Annotated in this window: 5 protein-coding genes; all 5 read left to right on the forward strand. The window is 43.8% G+C overall.

The genetic code is table 11. From position 1 onward, the window contains the following. Nucleotides 1-122: 122 nt before the first annotated feature. On the forward strand, nt 123-3866 hold the full coding sequence (locus tag D0T84_RS09150; protein WP_163307578.1) for a glycoside hydrolase family 2 TIM barrel-domain containing protein: 3744 nt from the start codon (nt 123-125) through the stop codon (nt 3864-3866). A gap of 5 nt (nt 3867-3871) precedes the next feature. Next, nucleotides 3872-6604, forward strand: coding sequence for a glycoside hydrolase family 2 protein (locus D0T84_RS09155; RefSeq protein ID WP_163307579.1), 2733 nt, complete (start codon nt 3872-3874; stop codon nt 6602-6604). Between the two features lie 66 nt (nt 6605-6670). Then, a complete protein-coding gene (locus D0T84_RS09160) occupies nt 6671-9025 on the forward strand; it encodes a glycoside hydrolase family 31 protein (RefSeq protein ID WP_255495287.1) in 2355 nt (784 codons plus the stop codon). A 231-nt stretch (nt 9026-9256) separates the two neighbouring features. After that, nucleotides 9257-10678 carry a cellulase family glycosylhydrolase gene (locus D0T84_RS09165; RefSeq protein ID WP_163307581.1) on the forward strand — a complete coding sequence of 474 codons (1422 nt, stop codon included), beginning with the start codon at nt 9257-9259 and terminating at the stop codon, nt 10676-10678. Between the two features lie 68 nt (nt 10679-10746). Beyond that, nucleotides 10747-12177: a cellulase family glycosylhydrolase gene (locus D0T84_RS09170; RefSeq protein WP_255495283.1), complete on the forward strand. Its 1431-nt coding sequence runs from the start codon at nt 10747-10749 to the stop codon at nt 12175-12177. Nucleotides 12178-12194: the final 17 nt, after the last annotated feature.

Below are 12194 nucleotides of genomic sequence, written 5' to 3' on the forward strand. Positions count from 1 at the left end.
TTCATAATAGAGGCGCTTTTGATAACATCCGCTTATCTAAAACATTTTCTACTGCACCAAGAGATTATTTATTTTATTTTTGTGATATTAGTCTACATATTATCCTACATACCAAGTATATCATGAAAAAAAAATCTTTATTACTCTTTTCTCTGTTTATGTATGTTACGCTATATGCCCAACACAAATCTTTTCTTGAAGACCTATCCTATTATATAGAAAATCCAATCGTTTTTGAGGCAGGTCAGGAAGAAGCCCGTGCATATTACATTCCCAAGGAAAATATCTCTCTCAATGGGAAATGGAAATTCTTTTGGTGCGACACTCCCGAAGGTATCCCTGCCAATTTCTTCGAAGCAAACTATCCGGATAAAAAGTGGCAAGAGATAGACGTTCCTTCCAACTGGGAAACGCAGGGCTACGGCGATAAACTTTTCCGTAACGTAGCTGCTCCTTTCCACGCCAATCCGCCTCATGTACCCAAAGACTATAATCCGACAGGTCTTTACCGCCGCACCTTCAAAATCCCTGCCGATTGGGAAGGCGATAATCAAATTTTTCTTCGTTTCGAAAAAGTAGCTTCCGCCTCTTTTGTCTGGATAAACGGACAGCAAGTAGGGTATAATGAAGGAGCGCAGGAACCCTCCGAATACAATATCACTTCCTACCTGAAAGCCGGAGAAAACACCCTTGCTGTTTGTGTGCTGAAATACTCCGATGGATATTATCTCGAAGGACAGGATTATTGGCGTTTAGCCGGCATATTCGATGACGTTTCGCTCTATGCCGCTCCTACTGTCAGGATATTCGACTGGCAAGTGATTACCGATTTCGACAACAATTATACAGACTCCGAACTAGACGTCCGTGTAAAAGTGAAAGATTACAAAAGTGTCTCAGCCAAAGGTTACCAGTTGAAAGCGCGCCTCACCGGTAAAGACGGTAGTACAGTGAAGGAATTTGCCGCCGCACCATTTGATATGAATACACCCGATAAGATCATCCCCCTCCGTACCACTGTTGAGAAACCATCGAAATGGACTACCGAAACTCCTGAACTTTATACACTGCAACTCGAATTGTACAATGCCGCAGGCAATCTTCAAGACCATGTAAATACAGTTATTGGGTTCAAAAAGGCCGAGATTAAAGACGGTGTTTTCCATCTCAATGGCGTACCTCTGAAAGTAAATGCCCAGAACTCGCACATGCAACACCCCGAATGGGGACATGTAGTAGATGAAGCCACTATACGACAGGATTTTGAATTATTGAAACAGTTCAATTTCAACGCTGTACGCACATCGCACTATCCTCCTGTAAATAAATATCTCGAATTGGCTAACGAATATGGCCTGTATGTAATAGATGAAGTAGGTGACGAAGCCCACGCTACCGAGTGGCTCTCGGACAAACCCGAATATGAGGCTATGTACCGTGACCGTTGCCGTAAGATGGTGTTGCGCGACCGTAACTATCCCTGCATACTCTTTTGGAGTGCCGGAAATGAAAGCGGCGAGGGCGAAAACATAACTCATGTAATAGACGAAGGTAAAAAGCTTGATGCTACCCGACACTGGATGTATGGCGGCAATGCTTACTCTCATCCTGCGGAGGATATTATCGGGCCACGCTATCCTACCCCGATGGAGTTGGAAATACAAGTCGGATTAGGCCGGGATAATGACCGCCGTCCCTCATTTATGGACGAATATCTGTCTGTAGCCGGTAATGGTGGAGGAGCATTAGACGATTACTGGGATGTTATCTACCGCCACCCCCGCCTCATGGGCGGAGCTATCTGGGACTTTGTGAGCCCCGGTCTGACGGAAAAAATTCGCAAGGTAGAAGACAGTTCTCCTTATCAAACTCCTGCTCACCTCATGGGTAATGCACAGCTAGTTAAGGATAAAAAAAATACTGTTTTAGACCTTAACGGACACGACCAATGGGTAGAAGTTTATCGTTCCGACAACGTAGAACTAACAGGAAATACTTTAACGCTTACTTGCAAAGTCTATCCGCGTAAGCTCATTAGCAGTTGCGGCTCGTTCATCACCAAAGGAAACTATCAGTTCGGACTCCAGCAAAACGGAAAAGATAAACTGGAATTCTACCTCTATACAGACAAAAAGCATTCTATCTACGCTCCGCTTCCTGATAATTGGGAATATAACTGGCATCATGTAGCTGCAATATACGACGGTAGCGAAATGGGCATTTATATTGATGGTGAAAAGAAAGCCTCGGCAAAAGTATCCGGCAATATCCGGAATTTTCCGTTTCCTGTTAATATTGGGCGCAATGCCGAAGCTCACGGACAAGAAACTTCAGTCTATATCTGCGATGCGCTAATGGATGAGGTAGGTATCTTTGATAAAGCCATACAATCTGATTTCCGACCCGAAGAAGCTAATCTCTGGCTGGATTTTGAGAACGAAACAGACAACGGCACATTTTACAGCTACGGCATAGGTGCGCGTACTTACGGAAGCATCTGGCCGGATAGAACCATTCAGCCCGAAATGTGGCAGATGAAAAAGAGCGTTCAGCCGCTGTCTTTCTCAATGGTCGATGCAGAGAACGGTGTTCTCGAAATCTGGAACCGCAATCATTTTACGGATGCTTCGCAGTATGATATCCGGTTAGAACTGATGGAAGATGATAGAATAATCCAATCCGGAACCATAAACCTTCCCATTGCCCCATTGAGGCGCGAGCAAGTAGAAATCCCCTACCGAAAGCCCGCCATCGTCCCCGGCAAAGAATACAGAATAGTGGTGCGCTCCTTCCTGAAGAAAGACGAACTATGGGCCAAAGCCGGACACGAAGTAGCATGGGATGAATTCAATCTACCCTGGAAAGCATCTGCCCCCGAAGTCAAACAAAACAGCACCTCCGCCCACATGGAAATACCGGACAGCACGAGCCAAACCTCCCCGCACGACCTTGTCGTTACCGGTGCAGATTTCCGCTATACGTTCAGTCATCAGAATGCATTATTTACCTCTCTTATATATAAAGGAGTAGAGCTACTGAAATCCCCCATCCGCCTAAACCTTTGGCGTGCCCCGCTTGCCAACGAGCTTGATAACTGGAATGCCTGGAATGCGGCCATGCCCTACTGGAAAAAAGGCTATGGCTACACCTTGGCCACCGAAATGTATTCCACAGGCATCGACAACCTCACCCTATACCCACTATCATTCTTCGCCGAGGAAGTGCATGGCAAGGTGCATATTAAAATTGTCAACGCCGAGCTTACCAACACAGGCGGGAAAGAGAAAAAAGACCTCTATATCGAAGGTGTGCAGTGTAACGGTATACTCAATACATACGAATACATTATACACGGTGATGGAACTATTGAAATCTCCCACAACCTGAAGCCGGAAGGCAAAATGCCGCTTTGGTTTCCTCGTGTGGGGCTTACCCTCACTGTAAACGATGCCCTCAATCATGTAGAATGGTATGGTCGCGGTCCACAGGAAAACTACCCCGACCGGAAAACAGGATACCGCACAGGCATTTACGCCAATACTGTAGATGGATTGTACGAACCCTACCTCATGCCACAGGATTATGGACTACGAACCGATATCCGGTGGGTGCGCCTGACGAATGATAACGGAACAGGCCTGCAATTCGAAATGAACGAACTATTCAATTTCAACGTCTATCCTTACAGTACAGAGAATCTGACGAAAGCCATGTATACCTACCAACTGCAAAAGCAGGATGGAATTACTGTAAATCTGGACTATGCCACTACCGGAGTAGGATGTACGGCTCGTGGAGTGTTCCCATCGTATCGGGCACAGGTACAGGAATATAACAGAACGATAACAATCAGACCCATAAAATAGAAACTATGAAGAAACTCCTTTTTATCACTTTCATCCTAGCTGCACAGTTGCTCTGTGCGCAGGAAACCGTTCGACATTATCTTTCGGGTACAGATAAGGATAACACCGAAAAATGGGATTTCAGGATTACTTCTGGTCGAAATAGTAACCACTGGACGAAAATTCCTGTACCCTCCTGTTGGGAAACTCAGGGCTTTGGCACTTTTTATTACGGCTGGGAAGAACCCGAAACCTCGGACGAAACAGGCTACTACCGATATTCATTTAAGGCAGATAAAGCCTGGCAAGGACAGAACGTCCAAATTGTATTTGAAGGTTCTATGACCGACACCGAGGTTAAGATTAACGGCAATCTTGCCGGAGAAGTTCACGAAGGAGGCTTCTACCAGTTCAGTTATGACATCAGCCATCTGCTGTATTATGGAGAGAAAAACCTGCTTGAGGTAAAAGTAGCCAAGCGTCCTGCAAACAAAACTATTTATAATGCTGAACGCCAAACCGACTTCTGGCTCTTCGGAGGTATTTATCGCCCTGTCTTTTTAGAGGTAAAGCCCCCGCAGCATATACAGTCTGTCGCTATTGATGCCCGTATGGATGGCAGTATAGCTGTTCGCCCGTACCTGTCTGCCGATAACGAATCTGCTCAGATTTCCATGTACGTAGAAAAACTAGATGGCACACGTGTTTCGGATGTTATCGTTGCTCCTGCCGGAGAAGACCTCCGCACAAAAATAGACAATGTAATCCTCTGGAATCAGGAGAAACCCTACCTCTATCGGGTAGTGACTGAATTAAAAAAAGATGATAGACTTATCCACCGTGTCAGTGAGAAAATCGGTTTTCGCACTGTAGAATTCCGTGAGAATGACGGTTTCTACCTTAATGGCGAACGTATTATCTTCAAAGGTGTAAACCGCCACTGCTTCTGGCCTGAAAGCGGACGAACCCTTTCCCGAAAAATTTCGTTGGATGATGCTCTGCTCATCAAAAGTATGAACATGAATGCCGTGCGCATGGCTCATTATCCGCCTGATAAAGATTTTCTGGAAATCTGTGACTCATTGGGATTACTTGTTATCAATGAACTTTGCAGTTGGCAAAAAAAATATGATACCCCCACGGCACGCCGTCTGGTAAAATCGATGGTAGAGCGCGACCGTAACCATCCTTCCATTATACTTTGGGCAAATGGCAACGAGGGTGGCTGGAATACAGACGTAGATGATGACTACCTCATCTACGACCTCCAGCAACGTTTTGTGATGCACCCCTGGGAACGTTTTCGGGGAACGGATACTAAGCATTATCCCGATTACAACTACGTGGTTAATTCCACTATTTATGATAGTGACGTTTATTTTCCCACCGAATTTATGCACGGTCTTTTCGATGGGGGGAATGCAGCTTCTCTGCGCGACTTCTGGGATGTTATGATGAAACACCGCGCACCAGCCGGAGGCTTTCTTTGGGCTCTGCTTGATGAAGGCGTTGTTCGCAATGACCAAAACGGTCGTATTGACTGTAAAGGTGATTTAGCTCCCGACGGCATCGTAGGTCCTTATCGTGAAAAAGAAGGAAGCTACTATGCTATCAAAGAAATATGGTCGCCCGTGCAAGTGCTCAATCGTACTATTCCCGAAGGTTGGGACGGTAATTTATTAATTGAAAACCAATACATGTTTACAAATCTTGAGGACTGTACATTCTCGTATCGCCTGTCTGATATAGAATCTTCTAATGATGGAAGTTTCACTGAGAAGGTGGCGACAGAAGCTAAGCTTTCTCCTCAATTTTTGAAGCCTGGAGAGCGGAAAAAGGTAGCTTTAAACTTACCCAAAAATTGGAAGCAACATGATATTTTATCGTTCACCGCAACCGACCCGCAGGGCTATGAGATTTATACATGGAGCTGGCCAATCGGTAAAGCGGATAAGATAAAAGATAAATTATTGTCAACTTCCATTGATGGACAAATCGCCGCCGAAGAAGACAATACCCATTTGTATATAACCCATGCCGGAAATCGTATGGTATTTAGCAAAAGTACCGGACTCCTCGAAAAAGTGGAGACTCCAAGCGGACAAATCTCCCTGCACGGAGGCCCTGTTATCGTTACCTCCACCAATGCCTTGAAAGAGCTGAAACATTACCGGGAAGGTGATACCTACATTGTAGAACCATTGTATGAAGACAGTCAATGGGTAAGATGGATATTTGCTCCTAACGAACCTCCCCGTTTCGATTATACTTTTCACGTAAAAGGAGAAGTCGACTATTTCGGTATCGGTCTCAATTACCCAGAAGAGAAAATAAAAGCAATGGAATGGATAGGCGAAGGTCCTTATCGCGTGTGGAAAAACCGGATGGAAGGAACCCGTTTTGGTCGTTGGTACAAAGATTATAATAACACCGTTACAGGTGAATCGTGGAATTATCCGGAGTTTAAGGGTTACCATGCCGATTGTCGGGCTGTGGCATTACATACGAACGAAGGAACTTTCAGCATGATACCTTCCAATTCGAATCTATTTTTTCAGATGCTAAAAGCCGAACGTGCAGAAGGAGCCGGAAACGACAACACTGCACCTGCATTCCCTGAAACCAATATCGGATTTATGCACGCTATACCTGCCATTGGCACTAAGTTTCAGAAACCGGAACAGTTAGGACCTTCAGGCCAAAAGAATATGCAACTGAACTGGGTTCCTGTTAAAGGTAGCTTATGGTTTATATTTTAAGCCGAATTTATAAATTTTATCAAAATAATCATGAAAAAGAAGCTATTTACAACGTTCCTCTTGCTGATGCTTACAACCATTTTTATAGCAGGGCAAGCCGGGGCGCAAACGTATCAGCGTACCACACAAGGTATAAAAAGCACAATACAAGGTACTGGTGTTGAAATCAGTTTTTTTACACCTTCTACAGTGAGGATTCTGAAATCTCCCGAAGGATGGAATTATACCAAAGAAAGCCTGTCTGTTGTTGGTAAACCGGAGAATGTAAAATTATCTGTCACATCCAAAGGAAATGTATTAACCATAAAAAGTAATCAACTCACAGTTAACCTTAATCAGGAAACAGGACAGACAACTTTTGCTTCTCCTTCCGGAAAATCACTTTTGGAAGAGCAGGAAAAAGGAGTGCGCTTCGATAATATTAACGATGCCGGAGTAAAATCATTTAGCGTATACCAGTCGTTCACTTTAGAAAAAGATGAGGCTATTTACGGACTTGGGCAACTGCAAAACGGCAAAATGTCGCAACGTAATCAAACCAAACGACTGATTCAGGATAACCTGGAAGACGTGATAACCTTCTTCCAATCCGTAAAGGGATACGGTATATTCTGGGATAACTATTCGCCAACCACCTTTAAGGATAATGAGGAGGAAACCTCTTTCCTGTCGGAAGTTGGAGACTGTATCGACTACTATTTTATGTATGGAGGAAACGCTGACGGAGTGGTTGCACAAATGCGCTATCTAACAGGTGAAGTGCCTATGTTCCCCCTATGGACTTATGGCTTCTGGCAAAGCAAAGAACGCTACAAAAGCCAGAAAGAAATAGTAGGCGTAGTGCAAAAATACCGCGAATTGGGAATACCTCTTGACGGAATTATTCAGGATTGGAGATACTGGGGTAATAACTATTTGTGGAACGCAATGGATTTCCTGAATGAAGAGTTCCCCGACCCGAAGAAGATGATGGAAGATATACATGGCCAGAATGCGCACATGATTATTTCCATCTGGTCGTCTTTCGGCCCTCATACGAAGCCTTATCGCGAATTGGATAAAGAAAACATGCTGTTCAATTTTGCAACCTGGCCCGAATCCGGCTCATTTAAATGGCCGCCCAATATGGATTATCCTGCGGGAGCACGCGTCTATGATGCGTACAATCCCAAAGCACGCGACATCTATTGGAAATACCTGAATAATAATCTGTTGCCACTTGGCATAGATGGCTGGTGGATGGACTCTACCGAACCCGACCATTTCCATATCAAACCGGAAGATTATAATACTCAGACCTATCTGGGCTCATTCCGAAAGGTGCGCAATGCGTATCCTTTGATGACGGTAGGCGGAGTGTATGACCACCAACGTGCCGTTACTTCAGATAAACGTGTGTTTATTCTTACCCGTTCGGCCTTTGCCGGGCAGCAACGTTATGGTGCTAATACATGGACAGGAGACATTACGGCATCGTGGGAAGTTTTTGAAAAACAGATACCCGCCGGATTGAATTTCTCTTTATGTGGCATTCCCCACTGGAATAGCGACATTGGCGGATTCTTCCTATGGCAACATCCACTGATGCTCGAAGACCCTGATTATCGTGAACTCTATGCCCGTTGGGTACAGTTCGGTGCATTTTGCCCTATGATGCGTTCACACGGAGAGGGTGCTCCAAGAGAAATCTATCAATTTGGTAAAAAAGGCGAGCCTGTATATGATGCGATTGAAAAATACATCCACCTGCGTTATAGCTTATTGCCTTATATTTATACTACTTCTTGGGAGGTAACCGCAAATCAGTCGAGCTTTATGCGAGCACTGGCAATGGATTTTGCAGAAGACCGCAATGTATGGGACATCCATAACCAATATATGTTTGGCAAATCGCTATTGGTATGTCCCGTTACCCAACCAATGTATACTAAAATGGTTTCAGATACAGTCCGTGTAGAAGACTTTAGCACAGTGAAATCTACACGGGTATATTTGCCCGCAGGCTCCGATTGGTACGACTTCTGGACAAACAAGAAACAAACCGGCGGACAATATATTCAGAAAGATACACCTATCGACATCATGCCTCTGTATGTAAAAGCAGGTTCTATTCTACCAAGAGGTCCTGAGGTGCAATATGCCACAGAAAAGAAATGGGACAACCTTGAGATACAGATATATCCGGGCAATAATGGTGAGTTCACATTGTATGAAGATGAAAATGATAACTACAATTACGAAAAGGGAATGTATAGTACAATCGCCATGAAATGGAACGACCGCGCACGCACGTTTACTATCGAAGACAGGAAAGGAGATTTTAAAGGCATGCTGAAAGAACGGAATTTTAATGTAGTAACAATAGATGGCTTAAGAAAAACCGTTTCTTATAATGGAAAGAAAATGGTAATTAAGTTATAATTTGTAGACTAAAATATCGGGACAAGAGAATATACAATTAATCTGGATGCCCCTAATAAACAGTCTGTGGACTGTGTATTAACAAAAGTTACCCTAATTAAAAACAACCCTAAGGCTCCTCTGGCGCCTTAGGGTTCTTTTTTGAAACATTGAGACATAAGTATCTCCATTTTGTAGTTTATTTTCGCAATACCGAATCTATTCATCATTCAATGATTAAATACTGTATCCATGAAAATACAACTGAGTAAGACAATCATCCTAATTCTTTTCTTGCTTATCTACCCCGATATAGAGATAACAGCAAAAGAATACAATGTTTCCGTAAATGGAGGAACTATTGTTGCTACCCTTCCACCTACAATCAATACGGTACCCGAAGTAAAATTCGATAAAGATTGGCTTGAGTTGAAAGAGATTAAGAAAGGTGCGAATGGTAACTACAACCTGAAATTCGGTGTAGTACCCAATACCTTTGTGTCAGGACGTACGGCCGAAATCAGAGTAATAGCCAATGGTAAAACAGAGATACTCACCATCACACAAAAAGAAAATATACTGGCTCCCGACAAGAGCGGTATGGAAACCGACGCCATTCAATTAGTATCCAAAATGACTATGGGTTGGAATCTTGGCAATACACTGGAAGCCATTGGCGGAGAAACTAATTGGGGTAATCCGGTAACGACAGAAGACATGATAGTGAAAATCAAAGACTACGGATACAATGCCGTACGCCTGCCATGTGCATGGGATCAATACCTGGAGAATCAAACATCCTACAAAATAAAAGATTCGTGGATGGCTCGCGTGAAAGAAGTGGTTGACTATTGCATAAACAACGACATGTATGTCGTACTGAATATCCACTGGGATGGAGGATGGCTCGAAAACAACTGTACACCGGACAAGCAAGCTGCTGTAAATATAAAACAAAACGCCCTTTGGGAACAGATAGCCGTTTACTTCCGCAACTATGACGAACGCCTGCTTTTTGCGGGATGTAACGAACCCAATGCAAAGACTGCCGCACAGGCTGAAGTACTAAGAAGCTATGAGCAGACTTTCATAGACGCCGCCCGGCGCAGTGGTGGGCGCAATGCCTACAGAAACCTTATCGTTCCCTCTCCCGAAACTAATATCGGACTGGCAGAGACTATCATGAAGCTACCCAAAGACCTGATAGAAAACCGCATGATCGTCGAAGTGCATTATTACGATCCCTTCAATTTCTGCATTATGGACAAAGATGAATCCTGGGGGAAAATAGCCTATTTCTGGGGAAAAGGATACGAACAATATGCGGTTGGTCTATACGAAGGACGGTTTTCAACATGGGGACTGGAAGATTATCTGCTCGAACAATTCAAAATGATGAAACGCAATTTTACAGACAGAGGTATTCCGAGTATTTTGGGAGAGTTCGGCGCAGCGAGACGGCGATTCGATGACCCCAAAATACAACTTGCTCATGACCAGTCGCGCGGATACTTCTACCAGATGGTTACCGAGCAGGCTAAAAATCACGGAGTAGTACCTTTTATATGGGAAATAGGCGGAGTTTTTGACCGTCGCGACAATATGCGGATAACCGACCCTGAGGTGTATAATGGGATGGTACGCGGGGCTAAGTCAGGAAAATATCCTTTCTAAAAATTAAACAGTTTCTCAATAAACTTTAGAAAATTATTTAAATGAAAATACTATTAAAAATTACATCAATGAAAACATTATTAAGTTACATGATTATGCTTATGCTCCTTCTTCCGGCATGTTCCGATAGCGAAGGAGAGAAAATTAGTGTTAATATAAAACAAACTTCTTTTAAATTTGAGAAAGAAGGGGGTTCGGACATCCTCGAAATACTATCGAACACAGATGTAACTGTTCGTAGTACCGAAACATGGTGTAAGGTTACCGATCATACCTCTTCATCAACTACCCGCCAGTATAAAATAACAGTGGAATCTAACCCATCGCAAGAAATCCGTCATGCTAAACTTATCGTTACAGCCACCGGATTTGAGGAACAAATACCTGTAGAGCAAGCAACTGCTCCCGAAGAAAAGGGCAAATATATCGTACGTAAAAATCTTACGACTCAAGAACTGGTTAATGAAATGGGGCTGGGTATAAACCTCGGTAATACACTGGATGCTGTAGGTGATTGGATTAACCCGAGTAGTATACTTAACTACGAACAAGCATGGGGCAGTCCTGTCATTACAAAAGAAATAATCGAAGGATATGCCAAAGCCGGTTATTCTTCAATGCGGATTCCTGTTAGTTGGAGCAATCTGATGTCAGCAGATTATACAATTCACCCCGACCTTATGGATAGAGCCGAAACCATCTTAAACTGGGTACTTGACTATGGCATGGTGGCTATCATAAACGTGCATCACGAGAATGATTGGGTGAAGAAAGTTCCGACAGATGCTGAGGCTAAGAAAAAATTTACCTCTGTGTGGGAGCAAATATCCAAACGCTTTGAAAAATATGGAGACCTCCTTATGTTTGAGCCAATGAACGAAATCGGTTATGATGAAATATGGACTCCTTGGAATGGAAGTCAAGCCAATAAAGCCAAAGCCTTTGGATATGTGAATGAACTCAATCAACTCTTTGTTGATATCGTAAGAAGTTCAGGCGGCAACAACGCCAAACGCCATCTTCTGGTGGAAGTCTACAACACAGGCGACAGTTACGCTTACGACCCGCTGACCAAAATACCGACCGACCCGGCCAACCGTCTGGCGCTAACGGTACATTACTATGCGCCCGCCCTGTTTGCCATACTAGGCAATGGCGAGGATGGAGGATGGGGCATAGGAGTTCCTTCCTGGGGTACAGCAGAAGAAATCAAGGAGCTCAACGATGCAATGGAAGCACTGAAGAAAAACTGTGTAGATAAAGGCATTCCTGTAATCGTAGGCGAATATGCATGCTCTTCAAAGGACAGAACACAAGAAGTAGTAAGACTCTATTGCGTTTCCGTAACCGAAGCCATCTATAAGAATGGAATGTGTCCTATGTTTTGGGATGTTCCGGGAGCAGGGCAGTACGACCGACTAACTTATAAATTTAAGGACCCGATATTCCTGAAAGAAATGATGGCGATTCCTGCCAAATATCCACGTAATAAAAAGTAGAATATCCACGAAGTAGT

The sequence above is a fragment of the Dysgonomonas sp. 521 genome (assembly GCF_010501055.1).
In the GTDB taxonomy this organism is placed as follows: Bacteria; Bacteroidota; Bacteroidia; order Bacteroidales; family Dysgonomonadaceae; genus Dysgonomonas.

Bases quoted from the DNA above. Each gene is read 5' to 3' on its own strand.
- D0T84_RS09150 (WP_163307578.1), top strand. From the start codon at position 123: ATGAAAAAAAAATCTTTATTACTCTTTTCTCTGTTTATGTATGTTACG.
- D0T84_RS09155 (WP_163307579.1), top strand. From the start codon at position 3,872: ATGAAGAAACTCCTTTTTATCACTTTCATCCTAGCTGCACAGTTGCTC.
- D0T84_RS09160 (WP_255495287.1), top strand. From the start codon at position 6,671: ATGCTTACAACCATTTTTATAGCAGGGCAAGCCGGGGCGCAAACGTAT.
- D0T84_RS09165 (WP_163307581.1), top strand. From the start codon at position 9,257: ATGAAAATACAACTGAGTAAGACAATCATCCTAATTCTTTTCTTGCTT.
- D0T84_RS09170 (WP_255495283.1), top strand. From the start codon at position 10,747: ATGAAAACATTATTAAGTTACATGATTATGCTTATGCTCCTTCTTCCG.